The following is a 26,185-nucleotide window of genomic DNA, read 5'->3' on the forward strand; positions in this document are numbered from 1 at the left end:
CCCGCGCCGGGACTATTTGTCATAACCAGTCACCGACGAGACCAACATGACCGAGTATCGCAAATCCGACGAGGCGATCGCGAAGCTCACCGAGGAGCAGTACCGTGTCACGCAGGAAAGCGGCACCGAGGCGCCCGGGACCGGCGAATTGCTCGATAATCACGAGGCCGGCATCTACGTCGATATCGTCTCGGGCGAGCCGCTGTTCGCCTCGTCGGACAAGCTCGAGTCCGGCTGCGGCTGGCCGAGCTTCACCAAGCCGATCGAGCCCGCCAACGTCGACGAGCTGCGCGACACCTCGCACGGCGTGATCCGTACCGAGGTGCGCTCGGTGCACGGCGACAGTCACCTTGGCCATGTTTTCCCGGACGGTCCCGAGGAGAGCGGCGGGCTGCGCTACTGCATCAATTCGGCATCGCTGCGGTTCGTCGACCGCGACGACATGGAAGCCGAGGGCTACGGCGCTTATCTGGATCAAGTGGAGGACGTCGAATGAGCATCGAACGCGCGGTTCTGGCTGGCGGTTGTTTCTGGGGGATGCAGGACCTTGTCCGGCGCCTGCCCGGCGTGGTGTCGACCCGCGTCGGCTACACCGGCGGCGACGTGCCCAACGCCACCTATCGCAACCACGGCGACCATGCCGAGGCGATCGAGATCAACTACGACTCGACCAAGACCAACTACAGGGCGTTGCTCGAGTTCTTTTTCCAGATCCACGATCCGAGCACGCTGAACCGCCAGGGCAATGACAGGGGTGCCAGCTATCGCTCGGCAATCTTCTACGTCGACGACGAGCAGCGCCGCATCGCGCTCGACACGATCGCCGACGTCGATGCCTCGGGTCTGTGGCCCGGCAAGACCGTGACGCAGGTCGTGCCGGTCGGCGACTTCTGGGAGGCGGAGCCCGAGCACCAGGATTACCTGGAGCGCATCCCGGGCGGCTACACTTGTCACTTCGTCCGTCCGGGCTGGAAGCTGCCAAGGCGGGCCGACGCGGCGTAGCGGGGACGCGCGGATCAGCGGCACACTCACGGTCGGGGCAAACGCTGGCCTTGCCGCTGGTCCAGGCACCATTTTGCCGGAAGCGGCGACGCGCTGAAATGCGCGGTCGAAGCAGGAACACGCTGTCCTAACATCGATGACCGGGCGCGGCTGCGCAGGTTCGCGACTGGTAAGGACGCTTCGCACCAAAGACTGGCGCGAGCGATCGAAGTTCGTCGTCGGATTTCGATACTTTACTCAAACAAATACAGTTGACACCATCATATATGATATCTTATTTCGACCTCAATAAATAACGGATCAAACCTTATAGCCTGCGAGGGCTGGGGCTTTTCCAAAACAATTCAGTCCGCAGCAATTGGCTGTGGGCACGCGGATGATCGACCGGGGCAAACGGTCGGCATTCGCGCCTTGGGGGACGTTCAATGACGAGCTACAGCACCAGCAATGGTCGTGTCCGTGCGCGCCGCGGCACTGGCTATTACTGACCGGCGCATCGAGCCTCGCGGCAATGACGCTTTCTGCCGCGGCTTCGGCACAGGCACCCGCTGCGCCGGCGGACATGCAAGCGGCGCAGGACGGCGACATCGTCGTCACCGGTATTCGCGGCTCGCTACAGCGCAATCTCGACGTGAAGCGCAACGCCATTGGCGTCGTCGACGCGATCTCGTCGGAAGACATCGGCAAATTCCCAGACTCCAACGTGGCGGCATCGCTGCAGCGCCTTCCCGGCGTCTCGATCCAGCGTAGCGGCGCCCGTGGCGAGCCGACGGGCATCACCGTCCGGGGCTTTGGCGGCGATTTCAACACGACGTTGTTCGACGGTCGCCGCATCTCGACCGCAACGGGCAGCCGCTCCGTCGACTTCAGCACCGTCGGTTCCGACTTCATCGGCGGTCTGAGCGTCTACAAGACCCCGGACGTCTCGCTTTCGAGCAGCTCGATCGGCGCGACCGTCAACGTCCAGTTCGCCAAGCCCTTCGATCGACCCGGCTTTCGCCTCGCGGCTTCCGGCTCGGGATCGTTACAGGACAAGGCGGGCAGGGTAGTCCCGGCCGGCGGCATCCTGTTCAGCGACACGTTTGCAGACGATACATTCGGCATCCTCGCCGATGCGATGTACACGCGTCACGACACGCAAAGTAATCGCGTCTACGTCGCGGGCTGGATCGCGCAGAATTTCGCCGGCTGCCAGCTCGCCGGGTCGAGTGATCCCGGCTGCGCCGCGCCGGGCGCGCTTGCGACTGCCAACAAGAACACCGTCGGCTGGTTTCCCCAGCAGTACGGCGCCTACCAGAACAACGTGAAAGACGAGCGCATCGATGGCCGTCTTGCCCTGCAGTGGCAGCCCAGCGACAAGCTGCTGGTCACCATCGACGACAATTTCTCGCGCCAGAAGATCACCAACGACAATTACGGCTACGGCGTCTGGTTCAACCAGGCGAACCTGCGCAACGTCCAACTCGACAAGAACGGTGCGGTCACGGATTTCAAGCAGCCCGGCGTGTCGCAGACCGACTTCAATGCCGCCAACGGCTATATCGTCAACCAGACGAACCTGACCGGCCTCAACGTCAAATGGGACGTGTCGGACAACTTCAAGATCGAAGGCGATGCCTCGTTCGCGAAAAGCTGGCTCAACCCCAACGGCAAGGGCGGCACGGCAAACGGTGACGTCGGCTATGGCTATGACCTGATGAACCCGAATTTCGGTCTCAAGGTCAGCGGTGACAGCCGCAACACCCTGCCGGAGCTGCATAATTACGGCGTCGGCGGTAACCCGACGTTATGGGCTCCGACGGACACTCTCGGCTCCCATGTCTCCGGGCGCAGCCGCGATGTGAACACCGACGTCGTCAAGCAGGCTCGCTTGAGCGCGCAGTGGAAGCAGGACGACTTCACCATCAAGTTCGGCGGCGATTACATCGACGATCACTACAAGCTGACGCCCTACGGCTTCGGCACCAGCAACTTCAGCCAGGCCTATGCGGGCTATGGTCCGTACGGCCAGACCAAGGTGGCCGGCGTCAAGATCCCGGCGAGCCTGATCGGCGGATCGATCAGCCTGGACAATTTCATCCCGGGATATGTCGGCGCATCGCCGCCGAACGTGCTGCAGTACAACGCCTGGGATTACCTGCATTATCTCGAAGGCCTGGGTAACCCGCAGGCGACCAACATCCCGGGCTTCGCCTATGGTGGCGTACCGACGTTCAAGGGCGCTTTCGATCTCTCGGTGAACCCGGCGAGCATCCGCAACATCCACGAGAAGACGTGGGGGCTGTTCGTTCGCGCCAATTTCGACACCGAGATCGCCAGCATGCCGTTCCACTTCAATGCCGGCGTCCGCGAGGAGCATACCGATCTCGTATCCTCGGGCTTTTCGCGGCTTCCGGTCAGCATGCGGGTGAACCCCGGCGATCCGACGCTGATGACGGTGACGTTGAGCGATCCGATCCCGATCTCGACGCCCAACAGCTATGCCTTCCTGCTACCCAGCATCGACATGAAGCTGGAGCTGACGGACAAGCTGCACCTGCGCTTCGATGCTTCGCGGACGTTGACCCGGGCGTCGCTCAGCGTGCTGAACCCGGTCCTGACAGTGCCGACCGGGCCGCGAACCGGTTCGCTGTCGGCGACCGGCGGCAACCCGCTGCTCAAGCCATACCTCGCCGACAATTTCGATGTTGCGGCGGAGTGGTACTACAAGCCGAACTCCTACCTGTCGGTGAACTTCTTCCTGAAGAACGTGTCGAACTTCGTCGTCGGTGGCACGACGCGGCAGACCATTGCGACGCCGGCCGGCACGCCGGTGGTGGATCCGACCACCGGGCAGCCCGCGGTCTTTACCGTGACCCAACAGGTCAACGGTCCGGAAGCGACGGTCCGCGGTGTGGAAATCGCCGTTCAGCATGTCTTCGGCGACAGCGGCTTTGGCGTTACTGCCAACGCCACGCTGGTCGACACCAACAAGCCGTACGACAAGTCCAACCGGACGACGACCGGCTTTGCGGTAACCGGCCTGGCAAGCTCTGCGAACTTCGTCGGCTTCTTCGATAAATATGGCTTTGAAGCGCGCGTCGCGCTCAACTACCGCGGCGAATACCTGCTGCAGTTCGGCCAGCCCCAGGCCAGCGGAACCCTGTTCGGATCGGAGCCGATCTTCGTCAACCGCAGCCTGCAACTTGATGTCAGCACCAGCTACGAGATCACGCCGCAGTTCACCGTGTTTGCCGAGGGGCTGAACCTCAACAACGAGACGTACAGTACGCACGGGCGCTTCGATAACCAGCTGCTGGAGGTCTTCCGCTACGGTCGGCGCTTCACGGCTGGCGTGCGCTTCCGCTTCTGACGACCGACAGCGTACTGGCCTGGAAGCAGGAGACAGCCGGTTTGTCCGTGCTAGTGTGAACGTCCGGCGCTGATGACGATATCAGCGCCGGACTGCACGATGGTCGTTTCAGGTTCGCAAGGGCAGCAGGATGAGGCTTCTACCTCCCGGACGGCACCGCCTGCTCGACGTCGGTGTCTCGCTCCCCGGCACTCGGCTGCCCACAGCGAAAAGTCGCCATCGTTGAGCAGGACGTCGCCGCCAATGCAGACGGGGAGAGCCGGATGACGACGACATCGATGGTCGAGGGCGGCGCATCGGCGCCGGTGCGGCAAAGCCACGCCAAGGTCATCGTCGCATCGTCGCTCGGCACCATCTTCGAATGGTATGACTTTTATTTGTACGGCCTGCTTGCGACGGTGATCTCGACGCAGTTCTTCTCGGGCGTCAACGAGACGACCGGCTTCATCTTCGCGCTCGCCGCCTTTGCAGCCGGCTTCGCGGTCCGCCCGTTCGGCGCGCTGTTCTTCGGGCGCATCGGCGATCTTGTCGGGCGCAAGAACACGTTCCTGGTGACCATGGGCATCATGGGCCTGTCGACCTTCGTCGTCGGACTGTTGCCGAGCTATGCCAGCATCGGGGTCGCCGCGCCGATCTGCCTGGTGCTGCTGCGCCTGTTGCAGGGCCTGGCGCTGGGTGGCGAATATGGCGGCGCCGCAACCTATGTCGCCGAGCATGCGCCGGAGGGCAGGCGGGGCCTGTTCACCAGCTTCATCCAGACGACCGCGACGCTGGGGCTGTTCGCGGCGCTGCTGGTGGTTATCGGCGTCCGCACCGCACTGGGCGAGACGGCGTTCCTCGACTGGGGCTGGCGCGTGCCGTTCCTGGTCTCGATCGTCCTGCTCGGCGTGTCGATGTGGATCCGGATGCAGCTGGCGGAGAGCCCGGTCTTCAAGGAGATGAAGGACGCCGGCAAGACCTCCAAGGCGCCGCTGACCGAGGCGTTCGGCAAGTGGCCCAACCTCAAGATCGTCATCATCGCGCTGGTCGGTGCGGTCGCCGGGCAGGCGGTGGTCTGGTACACCGGGCAGTTCTACGCGCTGTTCTTTCTCGAGAAGACGCTGAAAGTCGACGGCGCGACGACCAACATCCTGATCGCCATCGCGCTGGCCTGCGCGACGCCGCTGTTCGTGGTGTTCGGCTGGCTGTCGGACAGGATCGGGCGCAAGCCGATCATCATGGCGGGCTGCGCCTTGGCGGCATTGACGTATTTCCCGCTGTTCGAGGCGCTGACGCAGGCTGCCAATCCGGCGCTGGCCCAGGCCCAGGCAACCGCGCCGGTGTCGGTGATCGCGCACGGCGACGACTGCTCGTTCCAGTTCGACCCGGTCGGCAAGAACAAGTTCGACAGCCGCTCGTGCGACGTCGCCAAGGCGTATCTCGCCAAGGCATCGGTGTCGTACACCAACGTCGAGGCGCCCGCGGGCACCGTCGCCAGCATCATGGTCGGCGACACGCTGATCCCCGGTGTCGATACCGACGCGCTGACCGGCGACGCCCGCAAGGCGGCGATCGCGGCCTTCCAGGGCTCCACCAAGGCCGCGCTGGCCTCGGTCGGCTACCCGGAGAAGGCTGACCCGGCGCGGATCGACAAGCCGCTGGTCGTCGCGATCCTGTTCGTTCTCGCGGCGTATGTGACGATGGTCTACGGCCCGATTGCCGCGTTGCTCGTCGAGCTGTTCCCGACGCGGATCCGCTACACTTCGATGTCGCTGCCCTATCACATCGGCAACGGCTGGTTCGGTGGCTTCCTGCCGACGACGGCGTTCGCGATGGTCGCGGCGACTGGCGATATCTATTATGGCCTGTGGTACCCGGTCGTCGTCGCGCTGGTCACGCTGGTCGCCGGCCTCCTGTTCCTGCCTGAAACACGAAACCGGCGACTGGCGGATTAGTCGACGAAGATTGCCTGGAAGACGATCTTGTCGCCGCGCACGATGAAGACGTCCTTGCCGGTGACCTGCTGCTTCTGACCCTTGAACTGAGTCCAGTGCAGGATCGCGCCGTCCGGACCGGCGGGCTCGATGCTGGTGACCATCGACTTGACGCCTGCATGATGGCCGGCGTCGGTCAGGGTCGAGAACACCCGCCGCGCCTCTGTCTGGCCGGAGAACACGCCCGGGCCGTCGGCGGGCAACTGGCCGGAGACGAGGCCCTTGGGCGTGACCACGACAGTGTTGGCGGCGTAGTCGTTCATGATCGGCTGGAGCTTGCCGATCTTCATGTTGTCGACATGGCGTTGCACGATCGCCGCGGGGGTGGCGGCGGTGGCGGCAGTGGCAAGGCCGAGCCCGATAACCAGCGCGGCGGCGGTGAGGCGGAAGTTCATGATCGTCTCCTTCTGAATGGTTGCGCGTCAGCCTTCGTAAGCGATGCCGGCTTCATGATCACGAATGATCTGCTTGATCGCCGCTGGCTTGACCGGCAGCTTGTTTTGGTTGGCGGTGAGCCATGCAAAGAAATCGGCCTCGATCGCCGGGGTCCAGCGGGTGTCGATCTGCCCGGCGGTGTACTTGCCCTCGCGCAGGCGCAGATGCCCGAAAGTGTCGCGCAGGCGGGTGTTCTCCGACAGCTTGACGACCTTTTCCGCCAGCTGCGGTGGGATGAACAGCACGCCACCATCGCGGCCGAGCACGACGTCGCCGGGCATTGCGGTCGCCTTGCCGATGCGGATCGGTTCGTTGATCCCGACCATCGTCGAGTTGAGCCGGGCGCCCGTCGCCATCGCGCCGAAGTGGTGCGACGGATCGTAGGAGCGCACGAACGACACGAAGTTGGGCAGTTCCTTCAGACCGTTGATATCGCGGACTGCGCCGTCATAGACGATGCCGTTGCCGCTGCGGGCGTAGATGGCGTTGCCGACGTTGTCGCCGATCGAGGGGCCGTCCTGTTTCAGCCCGAAATGGTCGCTGACATAGACGTCACCCTTTTGCAGCATGTCGACCGGCCAGGCATTCATCGCGCCCTTGCGCTGGTCGGCGACGCCCTGCTTTTCCAGGATGACTTGGATGTCGGGACGACCGGGCAGCCACTGCGAGGTCAGCGCACGGCCGACCAGTATCTTGTCGGGGAAGATCGACAGCCAGCCGTCCTCATACTGATGGTTGAAGCCGGCGCTGCGCAGTGTCGCCCACGCCTCCTCCAGCGTTACCGAGCGCATCCGCTCCAGCACGTCGTCGGGCACCTTGGGCCGCCCGTCGGGGAACCGCTCCCCGGTCCACGCCGCGGTGTAGCGGATCACCTGTTCCGGCGAGAAGAAGCCGTCGGCAGCACTTGCCGCCACTGGCAGAATCGCCACGGCGAGGGCCAGCGCAGCACCGCGAAGCCGCCAGTTCGATCGCATGCTCATCTCCTGTTGTCTTTCAATTGGATCAGTCGACGCCAGCTTGTAGCTCGGCCGTCGCGCCACCGCGGGGAACTTCGACGCCGGCCGACCACAGGATGCCGTTGACCAGGAAGCGCCGCTGCTGGGCGAACAGATGCATGTTGTCGTGGAAGTCGTTGCCGCCCCAGACCATCGAGCGACCACCGCCGGGGCGCTCGTAGGCCCAGGCGACCGGACCGCCGGAGCCATTGGTGGCGGTCGCCGGCTTGGCGTTCAGCAGCTCGGTCCGGCCGGCGTTGTCGGCGAGGAAATAGCGCGAATACATCTCCTCGCGCGGCATCCACGGCTTGACGCCACGCAGGACGGGATGCTTGCCGCCGATCGGCCGGATGTCCCATTTATCGACCGGGTTGTGCGATAGATAGGGGATCCAGGCACCACCCAGCCAGTCGTTCCAATAGATCAGGCCTGCGCGATTGTCGGTCCACATCGTGTAGTGGAACACCACCAGCCCGGTCTTCTTGCGCTTCAGCAACGCGTCGAAGCCTTTCAGGGCCGCGGTGTTTTCCGCGTCGTAGGTCAGGCCGTCGGTGTCGGCATATTGCGGAAACATCGCGCCGGTCTCGCGCTTCAGCCAGTCGCCGTTGCCGTCGATGACGATCGCATCGGCACTTTCCAGCGCGGCGAGATCGCGCGGCTTCTGCCCGACGATAACTTCGGTCGTCACCTGCCGGTTGGTGCCGGAATGCTCCAACATGTACGCCAGCTCGCGCAGGTCCTTTTCATATTCGTGGCGGCCGACGGCGCCGTGTTGCTTCGGCCCGGCAAACAGCACGATCTTCACCGGCGGCAGCGGCACCGGTGCCGCCTGCGCCGAGACCATGATCATCATGCCGAACCCAGCCAGCGCAAACCGCGCCAGCCGTTCGGTCGAGCCAAGCAGCTTCAAGTATGATCCCCCAGGATTATCGCGAACGCCGAGCCACGGGGATTCTTGCGATCCTCCGCCGGTCGTCGATGGTTGCCATACTCCGACAATATAGCCAATCCCTCGCCGGTCGTTAACGGATCGGAAGTTCGAAGGGGCCGGCTGGCAGGCCGGAGGCGTCGGACAGGTTGCAGAGCGGACTGTCGCCCCAGCAGAATCGCACTCGTACCGGGCGAACCGCGCCGGCGTCGAGCACCACATCGCCGGTGCCGCCGATCCGCGCCGCAACGTAGCGGCACGAGCCCGTCGCCGCGCCGCAGAGCTCGAATGCCGTCGGGCTGCCGCTGTAGGCGACAAGCCTGCCGTCCACGTCGCTGAAGCGGACGGTAACGCTTCTGCCAGAGAGCATGGCGCGCTCGCCGCGAGGACCGGTCTTCACCGGTGCCCGGTCGAACAGCCGTGCGGCGGTCTGCGCCAGCCGGCGGCCGACTTCCTGCTTCTTGGTCGGATGGATGTTGCCGGGATCGCCGATGTCGGTGGTGACGGTATAATCGGCATAGGCGTCGGCCAGCGCCGTCCGCCGCTGCGCCTCGCGGATGTCGGCCATTTCGGACTCGCCGGGCTGGATGGGCCGCGGACCAAAATTGGGCAGTTGGACAATGATGAAGGGCAGGCCGGCGCCGAAGCGTTGCCGCCAGTCAGCCATCATGGCCGTCAGGTTGCGCTGGTAATCGCCAGCAAAGTGAACGTCGGACTCGCCTTGGTACCAGACGGCACCCTTGAAGCCGTAGGTCCCGATCGGCGCGATCATGCCGTTGTAGATCACCGATGCGCCGTGCGCGGGGCCCCAGGGCAGCTGCGGGGCGATCGTCCTGGCCGGCATCTGTGCGTAGCGCCACGGACCGGCCAACGGCACCGCGCTGCCGTCCGCCAGGCGGATCGCCCGCCCGGTCGCGGGGCCGGTCAGTCCGCAGTTGCGCCAGCTGCAGAATATGTTGGTGACCACTGTGTTGACCCCGGCGTGCAGGACGCCGCCCGGTACGGCGTGGCGCGCCCGCGGCAGCCAGGACGTGCCGCCGACACCCTTGCCATTGACCCAGCTCTGGTCTTCCTCGTTGACGACACCGAGGTCGAGGACGGCGGGTTGCGCGGCCTGTTCGGCAGTCAGCGTGACCTCGGTGCGCAGCCACATCTGCCCGGTGAAGCCATCGGGTGACGAGCCGTTCCATAGCGCCCAAGCGCCGAGCTTGTCGGGTGCCGTCGCCCAACTCCGCGCGTCGAAGCCCGGCTGCCACGGCTCGCCGCCCAGCAGCTTCAGCCCGTGCCACCAGCGTTCCCAGACGACGCTCCAGCCGCGGTCGGCAGCCTCGGGCTGGGTCCGGCGCAGTGCGAGCAGGTCGAGATTATCGCCTTCCAGCTTTGCGGCGCGCAGACCCGGCTCGCTGACCCACGCCCGCACCCGGCTGCCGCCCCAGGCCGCGACCACCAAGCCGATCGGCGCATCGACCGTTTTCTTGCGTTCGCGCGCAAAGAAATAGCAGCTGGCCGAGAACGATCCGACTGTTTCCGGCGCGGCGGGTACCCATTTCACCGGCTTGGCGAAGCTGTCGAGTGGGTCGAGGCTGTCCTTGGTGGCAATCGCCATCGAGCGGATGCCGCCGTCGCGCGCCGCATTGATGTCGGCTTGCGCCCCTTCCGAGCTGCGCACGTCGAATGCCATGTTCGACTGTCCGCTGCACAGATAAACGTCGCCGATCAGCACGTCCTCTGCGACCTGGGTTTCGCCGGACGACGTCTGCGCCTGCAGTCGATAGGGGCCACCGGCAGGCAACTTCGGCAAGGCAAGCTGCCAGTGCCCGCGCTGATCGGCACGCGCGCGGGCGGTGCCGGACCCCAGGGTCACGGTGACCTCGGTACCTGCCGCCGCGTCGCCATAGACCTTGATCGGCGCGTCGCGCTGCAGGACGGCGTGATCCTGGAACATCGGATGCAGCAAGGGCGCCGCCGCCAGCGGAGATGCACAAGCCAACGCCGCAAACGCCCAATAGCGCGTCTTCATCGATCTGCTCCCCGGCCGGTTTTCCGGCCTTGTCCGTGATGATTGCGCGATCGTCGTGCTGGTTGAAAGACGACCGGCCCGCTTCGCTATTTCGGCAGCATCACCGTGCCTGCTGCCTTGAACGTTGCAGACTGGGTCGGCACGCCGGTGTCGGGCTGGCCGGAGCCGACGCTGACCCGGTAGCTCCCCGGCACAACGCGGCGCATGCCGTCCGTCGAAACACTGCTGAGGTCGCGCGGCTGCATGTCGAAGGTTAGCGTCCACTGCTCGCCGGGCTTGAGCGACACCCGCTGGAAACCGCGCAACGCGATCCGCGGTACGCCCGGCACGTCGGGGAAGTTCAGGTAAAGCTGCGCAACCTCGTCGCCGGCGTGCTGGCCCGTGTTGCTGACCTGGGTCGTGACCCGCACTCCGTGCGCCGGATCGCCGGCCAGCGGCTGCACGGTCGGCGCGGTGTAAGCAAAGCTCGTGTAGCTCAGCCCGTGTCCGAACGGATAGACCGGCGCCTTGGCGAAGTAACGATAGGTCCGGCCCTTCATCTCGTAATTGTCGAAAGGCGGCAGATCCTCGATGCTGCGGTAAAAGGTCAGCGGCAGGCGTCCGGAGGGATTGGTCTTGCCCGACAGGACGTTAGCGATTGCCAGCCCGCCTGCCTGGCCCGGGTACCAGGCTTCGACGATTGCCGACGCGTTGGCCTTGGCCCAGGCGAGATTGATCGCGCTGCCGTTCATCAGCACGACGACTAGCGGCTTGCCCAACGCCTTCGCTTTCTCCAGCAGCGCCCGCTGGTCCGCCGGCAATTCGAGCGAAGTCTTGTCGCCGCCCGAGAAGCCCTCGACTTGCACCGGCATCTCCTCGCCCTCGAGGTCGGACGTCAGCCCAACCACCGCGACGACGACGTCGGCATTGGCGACGCCTGCTGCCAGATCGGTGTCGAGATTGGTCGAGATGCGTTTCCAGAACATCGCGGTCGCGGCCGGCGTGCTGCCGCCTTCCGCCTGGAACTCTAGCGGATAGAGCTGGCCCTTCTCGAGCTTGACATCGGTCAGTTGAAGCGGCTCGGCCCATTTCGAATAGCTCGACGCCGATATCGCCGGCTTGCCGCCGACCGTCAGCGCGCCTTTCAGCGCAGTGACCGCGATGCGGTAGGTGCCAGTTTCCGGGGCGACGAGCGAGCCCGTCCACACGACCTTGTACTTGTCGGAAACCTGTTTGTATTCGCCGGCCCGCGACGTCAGGTTGGTCTCCGTACGGGTCAGCACTGGCTTGGCCGGATAGCCGCCGCCGGGTAACGCGTTGTAATACTGCGCGCGCAGTCCGGCCTTGCCGTTCGGGCCGACAAAGGCGCTGTCGGGCACCGGGTCGCCATCGGTGATCGAGGCGGTGAACGGCACGACGCTGAGCCGCGCCCCCGGCATCGCGCTGCGCAGCCCGTCGAGCACCGAGACCGGAGTGCCGGTCCGCGCCGATGAGTAGTTGCCGCGCAGTACCCGCGTCGCATCCGCCAGCGGCCCGATCACCGCGATGCGGGTTGCGGGCTTGAACGGCAGTACGCCGTCGTTCTTGAGAAGCACCAGGCTTTCCGATGCCGCCTTCAGGGTTCGTGCCTGTGCGTCAGCCGTGCCGATGGCGCTGACCGGTACCATCGAGACTTGCCGCGCCGACAGGCCGGGCAGGTCGCCATTTCGGAAGCGAGCGGAGAACAGCCGGACCAGTGCGCGGTCGAGGTCCTGCTCGCTCATCAGGCCGCGCGCCACGGCTTCCTTGTAGCGCTCGCCAAGGTTGGTCGCGCCGCCCAGCGTCCCGGTATGACACTCGTTGTCGACGCCGGCGGTGATCGCCGAGGCGACGCCCGCTGCAGCGTCGGGCGCGTATTTGTGATGCTCCGAGATATCGACGACCGCGTCGCAGTCCGAAACGACATAGCCTTTGAAACCCCAGGCGTCGCGCAGATGCTCCTTGAGCAGCAGGTTGCTGTTGCACGCCGGCTGGCCGTCGATGCGGTTGTAGGCGCACATGATCGAGTTGGCCTTGCCGTCGACGATCGCGGCGCGGAATGCCGGCAGGTAGGTGTCCTCCAGGTCGTGGCGCGAGACGAAGATATCGGCGACATGCCGGGTCGACTCCGGGCCGCTATGGACCGCGAAATGCTTGGGGGTGGCGATCACGTCTGGCAGATCGGGGTTGGTCCCCTGGACGCCGGTGACGAACGCCACGCCGAGCTGCGCGGTCAGATACGGGTCTTCGCCATAGGTTTCCTGGCCACGGCCCCAGCGCGGGTCGCGAAAGATGTTTATGTTGGGCGACCAGGTGTCGAGCCCGGTGCCGATCTTGCCCAGCTTGCCGGTCTGCCGGCCTAGTGTGTGGAGTGCCCGAACTTCGGTGCTGATCGTTCCCGCCACTTCGTGCAGCAGTGGCGCGTCGAAGGTCGCCGCCGGCCCGATCGGCTCGGGAAAATTCGTGGTCGGCACCGTCCCGATCGCGCCATGCAGCGACTCCGTCCACCAGTTATAGGCGGGGATGTTCAGGCGGGGGATCGCCGGCGCGACGTTGACGAGCTGCGCGATCTTCTCGTCGAGCGTCAGCTTGGCGACGACGGCGCCGGCAAGCTGCTCCGCCTCGACGCGCACCGCGCCCGTGCCGTTGGCCGGCGCGACCTGCGCCGTGGCGGCAGCCAGGACGCTGCTTGCCGCCAACAGGCACTTGAGAACGCCGGTCGCTGTTCGTGTCACTATTCACTCTCCCCAGATATCTTCGATGTCGTGTTTCGGCAGCGCTATCCGGTCGGGGCGGCTCGCGTCCGTCGCTTGATCGGCTTGGCTTTTCCCGATCGGCTGCCCAGCGCCTCGCGCGTGACCTGCAGCGCGTTCTCGACCAGGATCCGCATCTCGCGGCTGGCAACTTCGACGTCGCCGGCGACAATCGCATCGAACACCCGCACATGCTCGGGCAGCGAGTCACGCGGCAGCTTGCCCATGCGTTGCTTGTATTGCGTCGTCCAACTGACCACCGCCTCGATCGAGACGCTGAGCACGGCGAGAGCGTCGTTGCGCGTCGCCCTCAGGATCGTGTTGTGGAACAGGCGATCGGCCCGCCGGCCTTCCTCGGTCGCCAACGTGTGGCGCTTCATCAAAGCCAGCGCTTCCGACATCTGCAGCAATTCCTCGTCGCTGCGCCTCGTGGCGGCCAGGCCGGCGGCTGCGGGTTCGACGATCAGGCGCAGTTCGAACAGGCTGCGGACCAGCTGCTCGTCGGGGTCGCCTGAAAACGCCCAGGCGAGCACGTCGGGATCGAGCAGGTTCCAGCGATCGCGCGGCAGCACCCGGGTGCCGGTCTTGGGCCGGCTCGCAACCAATCCTTTGGCGGTGAGCACCTGCATCGCCTCGCGATAGGCACTGCGCGAAACCTGCAATGCTTCGGAAAAGGCGATCTCACCAGGCAGCACGTCGCCCGGCGCAAACTCCCCCGACAGGATCGAGACACCGAGCTTGAAGGCGATCGCGCCGCGCGGCCGCCGGGTCGTTCCGCGGCCTGTCGCCGGGGCAGGGGGGCCGCCACCCTCGGAAACGAGCGCGACGACATCTTCATCCGATGCCGTGCTGCCTGTTTCGTGTCCGCCTACATCCACCTTCGGTCTCCCCCCGCGTCGGGCGCCTCAGCGTTGTGCTCGAGGCGCCAGATTCTTGCTAAAGAAGGGGATAACATTGTTTTGAAAACGGAAAGCCACATTGCTGACGTGCGTGCCCGGGTAGATCTCAAAAGCGTTGGCGATGCCGTAGCTGTCGAGCACCTCGTGCAGCTTGCCGGCATCGACCTTGAGGCCGTCCTGATCGCCGACGTCGATGGCGATGGCGCGGTATTGGCGCAGGTTGCCGACGTACTGATCGACGAAGGACAGAGGCGCATTGGCTGCCCATTTCGCCAGCACATCGGGCTGCACCGCGCCGTTCTTCACCGGCAGGTCGAGGTACAGCGGCGGGTTCTTGGGGTTCGGCGACCAGGCGGCTGCACTGGCGAGCTGGGCTCGCAGCATGAACGGTAGCTTGGCCGAGTCCGCGGGTGTCTTCACCGCTTCGAGCGGTGCCAGTGCTACCGGGTCCATTTGGCCGGCAGGACGCGCCGACAGGCAGCACGGGCTCATCATGTAGATCGCGCCGAACATCTCGGGGTGGCGCATGCCGATGCGAGCGGTGCCATAGCCGCCCATCGAATGGCCGGCCAGCCCGCGGCTCAGCCGATCGGGAATCGTCCGATAGTGCGTGTCGATGTAGCGGACGAGGTCACGGGCGATGAACGTTTCGAAATCGCCTGTGGTCGGCGACATCGAGTACATCGAGCCGTTGTGGATCGTCTTGGAGTCCGGGAAGACGATGATCATGTCGGCCGCGCCCTGGGCAAATGCGCCCTCTATGGTCTGCGGCACATGGATCTCCTTGCTCCACTGATCTGCGCCGATCGAGTAACCGTGCAAGGCGTAGACGACCGGGTATCGCTTGCGCGGGTTAACCGCATAACCGGGCGGCAGCGCGACCAGCACGTCGCGTTCGGCGGTCTCGCCCTCTAGGTTGCCGAAGATGGTCGGCGCATGAACCTTGATGCGCTCGATGGTGACCGGCTTTGCCCCGGCGACGACCGGCGGCGTGTTGGTGCCGGTTTGCGCCAGCAAGGGCGCGCTTGTCGCCAGCAGCGCGATTGTGAGTACGCGCCGCAGAAAGTCGCCGGTCATGCAATTCCCCCTCTGTTGTCGCGGATGTCTGGCGCATCCGGTTTCGACGATCCCAAGAGCGCCAGCCTAAGCCCTGACGACGGACGTCGTCAATATGTCCGACATTTGGCTTGCCGAGAGTTTCACAGGCGCTCTATGGGCCGTCAGTCGGTCGCAATGGCGCGGTCTAAATGCAAGCGTTTGGGTTTGACGAGGAGAACAGCGTGCATCTTCTGCAATATGTGCAGGACGGCGGAGCGCGAGCCGTCGCAGTCCGCGACGACAGCAACGCCTGGAGGGTGGAGGGCGTCGAGACGATCCTGGCGCTGGCGCAGCACGCCCTGAAGCATGGCCTCTCGCTGGCCGACGCCGCCTGGCAGGCGAGGGGCGAGGTGCTGGACCTTGCAGCTCTGGTTGCGGCTGGACGGTTGCTGGCTCCGATCGACCACCCCGATACCGCGCATTGCCTGTTGACCGGCACCGGCCTGACGCATCTCGGTTCAGCGGAGGGGCGCGACAAGATGCACAAGGCGGCGGCATCGGGCGACACCACCGATTCGATGCGGATGTTCCTGATGGGTGTCGAAGGCGGCAAGCCCGTGGACGGCGAAGTCGGGGCGCAGCCGGAATGGTTCTACAAGGGCGACGGGTCGGGCTTGGTCGGACCATATGACGACATTTCGATGCCGGACTTCGCCATCGACGGCAGCGAGGAGCCTGAGATAGCGGGCATCTACCTGATCGATGCGGACAGCACGCCGCGGCGGTTGGGCTTCACGCTTGCCAACGAGTTCTCCGATCATATCACTGAGCGCGGCAATTATCTGTGGCTCGCGCATTCGAAGCTGCGGTCCGCCGCGCTGGGGCCGGAGTTACTGCTTGGCGCGCTGCCCGACGACGTTCGTGGCACCAGCCGGATCCTGCGCGACGGCAAGCCGATCTGGGAAAAGCCGTTCCTGACCGGGGAGGCCAACATGTCCCACAGCATTGACAACCTCGAGGCGCATCACTTCAAATATTCACAGTTTCGCCGGCCCGGCGACATTCATGTGCATTTTTTTGGTACCGCTACCTTATCGTTCGCGGATGGTATCGTAACGGAGCCCGGCGACGAGTTCGAAATCGCTGCAGCGCCATTCTCGCTGCCATTGCGCAATCGCCTGACTCGATCGTCGGTGGACGCGGTCAAGGTCGTCCCGCTCTAGACGCCACGACTTCAGATATTGCGAAGCCGCTGCATCACACTGGCGCGGATCCGGCCATAATTGCCGTTCTTCAGGGCGCCGAGGATGCCGTGCCGCGCCTCTGGCAGATGCGCCAGCGGATGGCCCTCCGGTCGAAAGACATAATGGTCGAAGAACGCCCGCCAGGCCGCTCGCTCATGCTCCGGCCTTTCGGCGATTGCGATCATCGCCAGCAGCATCGTCGTGTACGGCGCATCTGGCCCGGAAGCGAAGCCGTCCCACCAGTAATTGACGAGGACATTGAACGGCGCCAGCGCCTCGACTTGGTGCCACCACAGCTTTGGCAGATAGAGCGCATCACCTGGAAGAAGTTCTACCTCGATCGCCTCGCCGCGCAGCGCTTCGAACCTTGGATAGCGAGGATCACCCGGCGGCGATCCGACGGCGAGGCTGTTTGGTTGCCCGGCCATGGTCTTGTCGATCGGACCGACGTAGAGGTCGCCGATCGCCTGGGGTGGATAGAGGGTAAAACGCCGCTGGCCCGCAACCACGCAGGCGATGTTGTCGAACGTATCGAAATGACAGGCGACCTGCGAAGCGGAGCCGAGCCAGATGCGGGGCGCGGCCGTCGAGGGCGGAATGTCCAGCGGGTTCGATCGCGAAAAGCCCGACAGGAATTCGTCCGCGGTTACTGAGCCCATATAGACGGAGCGGACCGGTGCGGCAGGCGGATCGACAATCTGCTTAATGACGTCGGAGACGCTCATCTTCTCACGCGTGAAGTTGAAGCCGTCCGGACCGTCGCCGTAGTTGTATCGTCCAGCAATTTCAGCGGGTCCGACGAAGGCCTCGGCTTTCGTCCCAGTGTCCATGGCGCGCAGGTAGTCGAAGATCGACGCGTCTGACTCGAGAGCGGCAGTCACGACGGGCCAGCTGGCGCAGAGGCCGCGCAGAACGACCGGCTGACCGCCGGCGGCGACGGTGGACTCGAACTCCTCCTTGCCGGCAATAGCGGCCGCCTCGATCTCTCCGATCTTCTTCGCCACCGTCCTCAGATCTCGCCAAGCCGTCGATTGCGACGCCGCGCGAGCAGCGGCACTTGGCGCAGCGATCCGGCAACGCAATAGGCAAGCTGTAGATAGCCCTGGCGAAAGAACTCCAGGGCAGTCGCGTCATCTAAGTCCTGCACGGCATCGAGGCTGATCGTGTAAAGACCGTCCAGCGTCAGTGTCTCGCCGTCGTCGAAGCGAAGCGAAATGTCGATCGGCTCGACCAGCTTGTGCCGCAACATGGCCGCCAGGAACGCGTCGGTTTCCTCGACGCCGGTCTTCAGTCGCGACAAGACGCGCTGCATCTGACGGAGATAGTTGGCGGGCAGGCCCTCGTCCTCGAACAACGGCTCACCGCTATCCTGCGTGAAGCGGGGATGCGCGGGATCGATCGCGATGTCGTCACCCGCTATATAGAAACCCTGTCGCTCAAGATCGAGCGGCTGGAGTGCATCCGATTCCCCCTTTGCATCGGTCAGAAGGTCTTCGCCGGCCCTGAAGCCGAACATCGCGCCAACGTAGAACTGGCCGGTCTCGCCGTTCTTCACGAGGAACAGCGGACAGGTTGCGGCGGCGGCGGCAAACTCCGCAGGGACGACCTGGACGAAATGAGGCTTGGCGCCACGCCACGGACTCACGCGGAGTGCACCATGCGCTTCGGGGCTCAATGCTTCGAGCTCAACAGCCTTCATTATCTCTCCTGGGGGCGGCTTCCGGTGTCCGCTTACTGCACACTACAGGCCCCGGCGCCGTACCGAAAGTGGCTCAGGAGCAACACTCTAGCCATCATCTATTACGCGGACAAATTAATCTTGATAGCGCTACCTTCTGCGCATAACGGTTGCGAGCCAGATTCGAGATAAGGGTCGGCGGGGACGGAATCGCATGTCGTGCTTTGCGCGGCGCCCAACCTCGACCGGCGTTGATCTCGTTAGGTTTATCAAATCTGCCTGACGACGACGCATCGGGTTCTTTGGGAGGGTCTTAATGACATTTACGGGCAAATTCTGCTTGGCGCCGGTTCGCCGATCACAGACTGCGATGAGGGCGATGCTGATCGCCGCGCCGAGCCTGATGGCAATCGCCGTCGCCACGCCGGCTTGGGCGCAGCAGGCTGGCGCTGCCGGCCAGCAGTCGAACGCGCCGACCGCGGTCCAGCCGGCCCTGCCGAATACGTCCGACACTTCGGCGGCCCAATCAGCGCGTCCGCAGGACGAGTCCAGCGCACCGAGCAACGCCCAAACCAATACCACCCCGAACGATGGCGCGGACATTGTCGTGACCGGCCTGCGCGGCTCGTTGCAGCGCAACCTCGACATCAAGCGCGATGCAGTCGGCGTCGTCGACGCGATCTCGGCCGAGGATATCGGCAAGTTCCCTGACTCGAACGTCGCTGCTTCGTTGCAGCGCCTTCCCGGCGTCTCGATCCAGCGCGATGGCGCCCGCGGTGAAGCGACCGGCATCACGGTTCGCGGTTTCGGCGGTGACTTCAACGAGACCCTGTTCGATGGTCGTCGCGTTTCGACGGCAACCGGTGGCCGTTCGGTCGACTTCAGCACCGTCGGCTCCGATTTCGTCGGCCAGATCAATGTCCTAAAGACGCCCGATGTCAGCCTCAGCTCCGACTCCCTCGGCGCCACCGTCAACATCCTGTTTCCCAAGCCGTTCGACCATCCCGGCCTGCGCATCGCCGCGTCTGGTTCGGGATCGTACCAGCAGGATTCGAAGAAGGTCGTGCCGACCGGTGGCCTGTTGTTCAGCGACACCTTCGGGGATGATAAGTTCGGCATTCTCGCCGACGTTGCCTATTCGCGCCACGATACCCAGTCGAACCAGGCCTATATCAACGGCTTCGGGTTCGGCTATTACGCGCCTTGCCAACTGAGCGGCAGCACCGCTGCGACCTGCGCGCCAACCTCGGCGGCTGCGAACGCCGGCGGCGTGGCGACCGATCCGAACAACCTGACCTCGGTGCGCGGTGCGTTCCCGCAGCAGTACGGCCTGGCCCAGCTCTACACCAGGGATGAGCGCGTCGATGCCCGCATCGCCCTGCAATGGCATCCTTCGGAGCAGGTCATGGTCACCCTGGACGAGAACTTCTCGCGCCAGACGATCAACCAGGACTCCAACGGCTATGGTATCTGGTTCAACGCGGGCAATCTGCGCAACGTCAAGCTGGACAGCAACGGCGTTCCGCTGACTTTCAGCCAGGCCGGCACGCAAACCGACTTCAACGCCACGACCAACAGCAACGTCACCCAACTCAGCCAGACTGGGCTGAACGTGAAATGGGATGTGACGGACAACTTCAGCGTCGATGCCGATGCCAGCTATTCGAAGAGCTGGCGTAACCCGGACGGTCGTGTCAGCAGCCAGAACGGCGACATCGGCTATGGCTATGGCATCGGGCCAAACCTCGGCCTCGTGATTAATGGCAACAGCGACAAGTCGATCCCGGCGCTGGTCAACTACGGCGTCAACGGCGATCCGACCCGCTTTGCCGACTCCTCGGTCTTCGGTTCGCACGTCACCGTCAACTCGGCGCAGAAGAACACCGACGTCATCAAGCAGCTGCGGGCGTCCGGCCAGTGGAAACAGGATGACTTCACGATCAAGTTCGGTGGTTCGTATGTCGAGGACAAGTTCAATATCCAGTCGAGCGATACCTTCGCCAACAACTTCTGGCAGGCATATTCGGGCTATGGTCCAGCCTCGGGCAACAACGGCGGCGTCGCGCTGCCGGCAAGCCTGATCACCGGCACCATCAACACCAACAATTGGCTGCCGGGCTTCTCGGGCAACCTCGCTGGCCCGATCCCGATCTACTCGGCTGCTGCCTACCAAGCGTATCTGGGCAGCCTGGGCGATCCGCATACCAAGAACATTCCTGGCTTCAACTACGGCGACGCGACGATCGCGGCGAATAACTTCACAGGCGCGTTCGACGTCAAGCTCGCCCCGGGCAGCGTTCAGCAGATCACCGAGAAGACCTGGGGCGGCTTTGTCCGTGCCAGCTTCAAGACTGAGATCGCAGGCATGCCGCTGCAGTTCAACGCCGGTGTGCGCGAGGAGGTCACCAACATCGTCTCGAACGGCCTGGGCCAGGTGCCTGGGACGCTCGTGCAGGGGACCGGTGACAAGACGTTGCTGACCGTACTCTATACCAGCAGCACGCCAGTGCCGGTGTCGACCAAGAGCAGCTATGCGTACCTGCTGCCCAGCCTCGACATGAAGCTGAACATCACGGACAATTTCGACGTCCGGTTCGATGCTTCGCGGACACTCACGCGTCCTAACCTCAACTTCCTGACGCCAGTTCTGAACGTCGGCAGCGGTCAGCGTACCGGGGCCTTCACGGCCACCGGCGGCAACCCGACGCTCAAGCCATACCTGTCGGACAACTTCGACCTCACCGGCGAATGGTACTTCCGCCGCAACTCCTACATCGCCGTCGACCTGTTCCTGAAGAACGTCAGCAACTTCATCGTCACCGGCGTTAACCGTCAGTCGATCAACAACGTCATCGATCCGAACACCGGCCTGCCGGCGCAGTTCGCCGTCTCGTCGCGGGTCAACGGTCCTAACGCGACGGTTCGCGGTATCGAGTTGGCGGCCCAGCAAGTGTTCGGCGACAGTGGCTTCGGCTTCCAGGCCAATGCGACATTCGTCAACACGACCAAGCCGTATGATCCGAACGACTTCACCCAGACCGGCTTTGCCGTGACCGGCCTCGCGAATTCGGCCAACTTCGTGCCTTTCTATGACAAGAACGGCTTCCAGATCCGCGCCGCGCTCAACTGGCGCGACAAGTATCTGCTGCAATTCGGCCAAGCGCAGAACAATGGCGCGTTCGGTGCCGAGCCGACGTTCGTCAACTCGAGCCTCCAGGTCGATCTGAGTTCGAGCTGGGATATCACCAAGCGGATCAGCGTCTTCGGCGAAATCCTCAACGTGAACAACGAGACCTACAGCACGCACGGTCGCTACGATAACCAGCTTTTGACCGCTTACGGTTACGGGCGGCGCTTCACCCTCGGGGTGCACTTCCGGCTGTGATCATCTAAGTCGTAGGAACTGCAGCCGCTCGACCGCAAGGTCGGCGGCTGTTCGTTCTTCAAGCTGGTCGATTGACTGACCGCGGCCGGTAGCGACCGAATTCCAGTGCGGAACATCGTAGTCGCGGGCGGCTAGATCGTCGCCTGGCTGACGGCGGGCGTAATCGCGGCGAATTGTTTCAGCCCCATGTCGGACGCTTTTACAGTGACGCTGGTCCACGTCAGGGTGGAGCTAGGACATCAGCCTGCCGACCCGCCCCGGGGTCGAGCACATTTATTTGATCCGGTATGTCTCGAAAGGCCACCGGGTGCTGGCCGAGTTCGTTGCGCAAGACGGCCGGGCATTCCGAGCATTTGTGGACCAGTCGACCAAGCACCGCGACGTGAGCAGAAGGATCGTCCAACAGGCATGTCGACGATGCAGCGGCCGGTAAAAGCCCGATAGCGCAGTCTTTGTTTGCTCAAGCGGCAAGTCTGTGAGAACAAGTCGCTGGAGAATGAGTCTCGTCTCTGATTTCCAAGTATCCTTTCATCACGATCTTGTTGAACTCAGACAGGTATTCCAAACCATGCCGTTCGGACCCAGCGCCGTGGAAGAATTGCCTCTTTTCGCTCGTCCGGGTACGCGACACGGTGACGGTTTCGACGCTGGTCAAGGCGGATAGCCAGCGGCGTATCATCGAATGGCTCAGTCGCGAAATACTGCCGCATGAAGCTGCCGTTCGGCGTTGGCTGAGCCGCGCATTGGATACGACGGCGGTCGAGGATATCATTCAGGAAAGCTATTGCCGCATCGCCGGGTTGCGCTGCACGGATCACATCTTCAACGGGCGAGCATATTTCTTTCAGACAGCCCGAAGTCTGGTACTGCAGCAGATGCGGCGGTCTCGGGTCGTGCGAATCGATACCGTGGCGGAACTTGACGCCTTGCCGCTGGCTCATAACGAGCCGTCGCCGGAGCGCATCACTGCGGGGCGCCGTGAACTGGCCAGGGTAATGGATTTGATCGGCCGACTGCCGGACCGTTGCCGACAAGTAATCGAGATGAGAAAGATTCAGGGATTGTCGCAACGTGATGTTGCATCAATCCTCGGCGTCTCGGAGCATGTAATCGAAAACGATGTCATCAAAGGGCTGAAGGAAATTTCGCGGACAATTGCCGAACATGACGAGCAGGCGGAGCGACATTTAGGAAGCGCGATTGAATCACGGGCAATCAGCAGCGATCGATGACCGTGCCGCCGCTTGGGTAGCGCGCATCGATGCCGATGCGCTCGACGAAGCGGCGACAGCGGAACTCGAAGCATGGCTTTCGCAGGACACGCGCCACCGCGGCGCGTTCGTGCGGATGCAGGCGGCATGGGTGTATCTCGATCGCGCCAGCGTCCTGCGCGATGGTTTCGAGCTGTCCGTGCCTGCGCCCTCGGCCGCAGCGCTCCTTCCACCGCCGCGACCAATCAATCGCCGCCGGTTCCTGTGGGGCGGCAGCGCGGTCGCTGCGTCGCTGGTGGGCCTGGTGACTGTTGCGAACCATTTACGGAATGTCGACAGGATCGAAACCGCGCTTGGCGAGGTGCGGCGCGTGCCGCTCAACGACGGCTCCATTGCCGCGGTGAATACCTCGACCCGCTTGTCGATCGAGATTGGCGAGCGCGTCCGCAATGTCAGGATCGATCGGGGCGAAGCCTGGTTTCAGGTCGCCAAGGACCGGGCGCGGCCGTTCGTCGTCGCGGCCGGCGAGGTCCGCGTCCGCGCGGTCGGTACGGCATTTTCCGTCCAGCGTCGCGATGACGGTGCCGATGTTCAAGTAACAGAGGGCGTCGTCGAAGTCTGGACCGTCGGCCGTGAGAGCGAACGAAAGCGCGTCAGTGCCGGCGCCCGCACCTTCGCCAGTGCCAAGTCTGGACCAGAAACGCCTGTTCAAGCGTCGGTAGACATCGATCGTTCGCTGGCCTGGCGTGAGGGTCAACTGGTTTTGCAGGGCGACAGCCTCGGCGAGGCCGCTGCGCAGTTCAACCGCTACAATTTGCTCAAGATCGAGGTATCGGCAAATCTGCAAGGTGAGCGCATCGTCGGGCGCTTCCGAACGAACGAACCAGAGGCTTTCGCCCAAGCCGTATCGGCCATGACCAGCGCCCATGTTGAGCGGCGCGGCGACCTGATCGTCCTGACGCGAAGTTAATTTTCGTCGGCACTACGGAAACGCCGGGACCAAGCATCTACCGTTCGGAGCGTCAAAAGGCGCCAATGGGGGATCTGGCCGTGGCTAATCTAAAACATCATGTGCTGCTTGCATCGATTGCGGCAATCTCGATTGCACCGCCGGCTTCAGCCCAGGGGCAGGTAAAGAGCTTCAACGTCGCCGGCCAGAGCGCTGCTAGCGGTATCCCGGAATTGGCCCGCCAGGCCGACATCCAGATTCTTGCGAGCGCCAACGTCGTCGAGGGCAAGCGCACCGCCGCCGTAAAGGGACAGATGACCATCGCCGCGGCGATCCAGCAGCTGATCGGTGATACCGGACTGAAGGCTTCCACCGCGGACGGACGCACCTTCATCTTGGCGCAAAACCCGGTGGCTGGATACGTTCAGCCAAGACCCGAGACGGCGCCCGCTGCCGCTCCGCCGGCATCGCAGACGCCCGCGACTGAACCAGCGTTGCCGCCGCAGGCGGATGCGGCCTCTGCGCTGCCGGCGGGCGATGGCGACATCGTCGTGACGGGTTCGCGGGTCATCACCAACGGCAACAACTCGCCGACACCGGTGACAGTGGTGTCGACTGAGCAAATCCAGCAGGTTACTCCGTCGAATATCCCCGACGCGCTCAATCGGCTGCCTGTTTTTTCGGGATCGAACAATCAGTCCAGTTTCGGCGCCGCAGAGCGTAACTTCTCGGGCAACTACCTTAACTTGCGCAACGTCGGCGCCGGTCGGTCACTGATCCTGGTCGATGGTCACCGCTTCCCGCCGACGACGACGGACAATCTGGTCGACACCAACACGATCCCACAGCTTCTGCTGCAACGGGTCGAAGTGGTCACCGGCGGTGCGTCCGCCGTCTATGGCTCGGACGCCATCACCGGCGTCGTCAACTTCGTCGTCGACCGCAAATTCAACGGCTTGAAGTTCAACGTTCAGGGCGGCCAGTCGAGCCGCGAGGACAATGGCTCATATCGTATCGGCGCCGCCTTCGGCCTTCCCGTGTTCGGCGACCGTGGACATTTCGAGGCGAGTTTCGAGCATTACAATTCCAACGGCATCGACGACAAACTCGGTCGCGCTTATGGCCGGGCGGTCTATTCGACCCAGGGCGCCGGTACCGCCGCCAACCCCTACCGCGTCGTGACCAATACCCGGCTGACCAACTTCAGCCCCTACGGCATCATCAAGAACGGCATCTTCGCCGACCAGGTATTCGGTGGTCCCGGCGACACCTTGCGACCCTTCGTCCACGGGACGAAGACCGGTACGAGCGGCGTCGAGAGCGGCGGCGACGGCACCTTCTACAACTCGACGCTGCAGGCCAAGCTGCGCTCCGACCAGGCGTTCGCGCGGTTCGACTTCGACGTTGATCCAGACACGCACTTCTACCTCCAAGGCGCGGCGACGAGGTCGTTCAATCAGTTCTCGAAGGAGGAGAACGTCATCAACAATTTGACGTTCTCGTCGCAGAACCCGTTCCTGCTGCCCCAGTACCGTGCAGCATTGGCTGCCGCGAACCAGCCGACCTTCACTTTTGCCCGGCAGCTGAGCGAGGCGCCGCGTCTGACGCCAACGGCCTGGATCAAGAGCTATTTTGCGATCGCCGGATTGGAAGGCAAGCTCGGCGATTTCAATTGGGACGTTGCGTATTCGCACAGCGAGTCCCGGCAGCGCGTCGCGACCGAGAACAACATGACCTTCGCCAAGCTGTTCGCTGCTCTCGATGCGGTGACCGCGCCCGACGGAACGACCGTCTGCAACGTCACGCTGACTAATCCCAGCCTTTATCCAGGCTGCGTACCGATCAATCCCTTTGGCGCGAACACCTTCACCCAAGCCGCTCAGGACTATGTCCTTCAGGATACCTTCTTTCACCTTCACAACAAGATGGACGATCTGGCCGGGAGCATCGCCGGATCGCCGATCAGCACCTGGGCGGGCCCGGTCAAGGTCGCGCTCAGTGGCGAATACCGATCCCTGATGGTCGACCTGCGCAGCGACGCCCAGCCGACGGACCGCCCGAGCTGCGTCGGCCTGCGCTATAACTGCACAGCTAATACGCCAGTCTATGCGTCGAACGTCGTCGGCGACATGCGCAATAAGCACCAGCGCATTACCGAGGGCGCCATCGAGGTCGATATCCCGATCCTGGTCGACTCCGTTATCGCCAAGTCCCTGAACGTCAATGCTGCGGCGCGCTACACCCACTACAATACGAGCGGGAACGCCAAGACCTGGAAGGTCGGTGTCGACTAGCACCTTACCGACGACCTGAGGCTGCGCGGCAC

Annotated in this window: 18 protein-coding genes and 1 pseudogene; 10 read left to right on the forward strand and 9 right to left on the reverse strand. The window is 63.8% G+C overall.

The features are described from left to right. Positions 1-46: 46 nt before the first annotated feature. From msrB to ACOFKW_RS12810, 4 genes are all read left to right on the forward strand, one after another. Positions 47-496, forward strand: a complete 450-nt coding sequence (msrB, locus tag ACOFKW_RS12795; protein WP_419814538.1) for a peptide-methionine (R)-S-oxide reductase MsrB — start codon at positions 47-49, stop codon at positions 494-496. Beyond that, positions 493-1,002, forward strand: coding sequence for a peptide-methionine (S)-S-oxide reductase MsrA (gene msrA, locus ACOFKW_RS12800; protein ID WP_419814539.1), 510 nt, complete (start codon positions 493-495; stop codon positions 1,000-1,002). Before msrB ends, msrA begins: the two co-directional genes overlap by 4 nt. Positions 1,003-1,513: 511 nt before the next feature. After that, positions 1,514-4,354, forward strand: a complete 2,841-nt coding sequence (locus ACOFKW_RS12805; RefSeq protein ID WP_419814540.1) for a TonB-dependent receptor — start codon at positions 1,514-1,516, stop codon at positions 4,352-4,354. 278 nt (positions 4,355-4,632) lie between these two features. Next, positions 4,633-6,288, forward strand: a complete 1,656-nt coding sequence (locus tag ACOFKW_RS12810; protein ID WP_419816935.1) for an MFS transporter — start codon at positions 4,633-4,635, stop codon at positions 6,286-6,288. Here the strand turns inward: ACOFKW_RS12810 and ACOFKW_RS12815 are convergent. The 7 genes from ACOFKW_RS12815 to ACOFKW_RS12845 all read right to left on the reverse strand — a co-directional run bounded on the left by ACOFKW_RS12815 (position 6,285) and on the right by ACOFKW_RS12845 (position 15,431). Further along, a complete protein-coding gene (locus ACOFKW_RS12815; protein ID WP_419814541.1) occupies positions 6,285-6,722 on the reverse strand; it encodes a hypothetical protein in 438 nt (145 codons plus the stop codon). The genes ACOFKW_RS12810 and ACOFKW_RS12815 overlap by 4 nt on opposite strands. 27 nt (positions 6,723-6,749) lie before the next feature. Further along, entirely contained in the window at positions 6,750-7,736 is a 987-nt protein-coding gene (locus ACOFKW_RS12820; RefSeq protein ID WP_419814542.1) for an RraA family protein, read from the reverse strand. Positions 7,737-7,764: 28 nt separating this feature from the next. After that, entirely contained in the window at positions 7,765-8,667 is a 903-nt protein-coding gene (locus ACOFKW_RS12825) for a ThuA domain-containing protein (protein ID WP_419814543.1), read from the reverse strand. A gap of 112 nt (positions 8,668-8,779) precedes the next feature. Continuing rightward, positions 8,780-10,705, reverse strand: a complete 1,926-nt coding sequence (locus tag ACOFKW_RS12830; protein ID WP_419814544.1) for a sialate O-acetylesterase — start codon at positions 10,703-10,705, stop codon at positions 8,780-8,782. A gap of 86 nt (positions 10,706-10,791) precedes the next feature. Continuing rightward, the gene (locus ACOFKW_RS12835) at positions 10,792-13,440 is read right to left on the reverse strand and encodes a glycoside hydrolase family 3 C-terminal domain-containing protein (protein WP_419816936.1); all 2,649 of its coding nucleotides are present in this window, start codon (positions 13,438-13,440) and stop codon (positions 10,792-10,794) included. A gap of 41 nt (positions 13,441-13,481) precedes the next feature. Then, positions 13,482-14,333, reverse strand: a complete 852-nt coding sequence (locus ACOFKW_RS12840) for a FadR/GntR family transcriptional regulator (protein ID WP_419814545.1) — start codon at positions 14,331-14,333, stop codon at positions 13,482-13,484. 27 nt (positions 14,334-14,360) lie between these two features. Continuing rightward, complete coding sequence (locus ACOFKW_RS12845; RefSeq protein ID WP_419814546.1) at positions 14,361-15,431, reverse strand: alpha/beta hydrolase; 1,071 nt, start codon at positions 15,429-15,431, stop codon at positions 14,361-14,363. Positions 15,432-15,601: 170 nt separating this feature from the next. Between ACOFKW_RS12845 and araD1 the strand changes: the two genes are divergently transcribed. Further along, positions 15,602-16,615: an AraD1 family protein gene (gene araD1 / locus ACOFKW_RS12850; RefSeq protein ID WP_419814547.1), complete on the forward strand. Its 1,014-nt coding sequence runs from the start codon at positions 15,602-15,604 to the stop codon at positions 16,613-16,615. Positions 16,616-16,626: 11 nt separating this feature from the next. Here the strand turns inward: araD1 and ACOFKW_RS12855 are convergent, their stop codons facing one another. Further along, a complete protein-coding gene (locus tag ACOFKW_RS12855) occupies positions 16,627-17,649 on the reverse strand; it encodes a cupin-like domain-containing protein (RefSeq protein WP_419816937.1) in 1,023 nt (340 codons plus the stop codon). After that, positions 17,646-18,335 (reverse strand): SapC family protein, encoded by a 690-nt coding sequence (locus ACOFKW_RS12860; RefSeq protein WP_419814548.1) that lies wholly within the window; start codon positions 18,333-18,335, stop codon positions 17,646-17,648. The genes ACOFKW_RS12855 and ACOFKW_RS12860 overlap by 4 nt, the downstream gene beginning before the upstream one ends. A gap of 349 nt (positions 18,336-18,684) precedes the next feature. Here ACOFKW_RS12860 and ACOFKW_RS12865 point away from each other — a divergent pair, with 349 nt between their 5' ends. From ACOFKW_RS12865 to ACOFKW_RS12885, 5 genes and pseudogenes are all read left to right on the forward strand, one after another. Beyond that, positions 18,685-21,699 (forward strand): TonB-dependent receptor, encoded by a 3,015-nt coding sequence (locus tag ACOFKW_RS12865; protein WP_419814549.1) that lies wholly within the window; start codon positions 18,685-18,687, stop codon positions 21,697-21,699. A 632-nt stretch (positions 21,700-22,331) separates the two neighbouring features. Further along, the gene (locus ACOFKW_RS12870; protein ID WP_419814550.1) at positions 22,332-22,931 is read left to right on the forward strand and encodes an RNA polymerase sigma factor; all 600 of its coding nucleotides are present in this window, start codon (positions 22,332-22,334) and stop codon (positions 22,929-22,931) included. Next, positions 22,900-22,995, forward strand: a pseudogene (locus ACOFKW_RS12875) (hypothetical protein); the annotation flags it as partial. The gene ACOFKW_RS12870 and the pseudogene ACOFKW_RS12875, both read left to right, overlap by 32 nt. 51 nt (positions 22,996-23,046) lie before the next feature. After that, positions 23,047-23,880, forward strand: coding sequence for a FecR family protein (locus ACOFKW_RS12880; RefSeq protein ID WP_419816938.1), 834 nt, complete (start codon positions 23,047-23,049; stop codon positions 23,878-23,880). 80 nt (positions 23,881-23,960) lie between these two features. Beyond that, positions 23,961-26,153, forward strand: coding sequence for a TonB-dependent receptor plug domain-containing protein (locus ACOFKW_RS12885; RefSeq protein WP_419814551.1), 2,193 nt, complete (start codon positions 23,961-23,963; stop codon positions 26,151-26,153). Positions 26,154-26,185 lie beyond the last annotated feature (32 nt).

The sequence above is a fragment of the Glacieibacterium sp. genome (assembly GCF_965200405.1).
Classification (GTDB): Bacteria; Pseudomonadota; Alphaproteobacteria; order Sphingomonadales; family Sphingomonadaceae; genus Glacieibacterium.

Excerpts from the sequence above, each read along its gene's own strand:
- ACOFKW_RS12810 (WP_419816935.1), top strand. The coding sequence starts at position 4,633 with ATGGTCGAGGGCGGCGCATCGGCGCCGGTGCGGCAAAGCCACGCCAAG.
- araD1 (WP_419814547.1), top strand. The coding sequence starts at position 15,602 with ATGCAAGCGTTTGGGTTTGACGAGGAGAACAGCGTGCATCTTCTGCAA.
- ACOFKW_RS12820 (WP_419814542.1), bottom strand. The coding sequence starts at position 7,736 with ATGCGATCGAACTGGCGGCTTCGCGGTGCTGCGCTGGCCCTCGCCGTG.
- ACOFKW_RS12880 (WP_419816938.1), top strand. The coding sequence starts at position 23,047 with ATGCAGGCGGCATGGGTGTATCTCGATCGCGCCAGCGTCCTGCGCGAT.
- ACOFKW_RS12830 (WP_419814544.1), bottom strand. The coding sequence starts at position 10,705 with ATGAAGACGCGCTATTGGGCGTTTGCGGCGTTGGCTTGTGCATCTCCG.
- ACOFKW_RS12865 (WP_419814549.1), top strand. The coding sequence starts at position 18,685 with ATGAGGGCGATGCTGATCGCCGCGCCGAGCCTGATGGCAATCGCCGTC.
- msrB (WP_419814538.1), top strand. The coding sequence starts at position 47 with ATGACCGAGTATCGCAAATCCGACGAGGCGATCGCGAAGCTCACCGAG.
- ACOFKW_RS12845 (WP_419814546.1), bottom strand. The coding sequence starts at position 15,431 with ATGACCGGCGACTTTCTGCGGCGCGTACTCACAATCGCGCTGCTGGCG.
- ACOFKW_RS12860 (WP_419814548.1), bottom strand. The coding sequence starts at position 18,335 with ATGAAGGCTGTTGAGCTCGAAGCATTGAGCCCCGAAGCGCATGGTGCA.
- ACOFKW_RS12805 (WP_419814540.1), top strand. The coding sequence starts at position 1,514 with ATGACGCTTTCTGCCGCGGCTTCGGCACAGGCACCCGCTGCGCCGGCG.
- ACOFKW_RS12815 (WP_419814541.1), bottom strand. The coding sequence starts at position 6,722 with ATGAACTTCCGCCTCACCGCCGCCGCGCTGGTTATCGGGCTCGGCCTT.
- msrA (WP_419814539.1), top strand. The coding sequence starts at position 493 with ATGAGCATCGAACGCGCGGTTCTGGCTGGCGGTTGTTTCTGGGGGATG.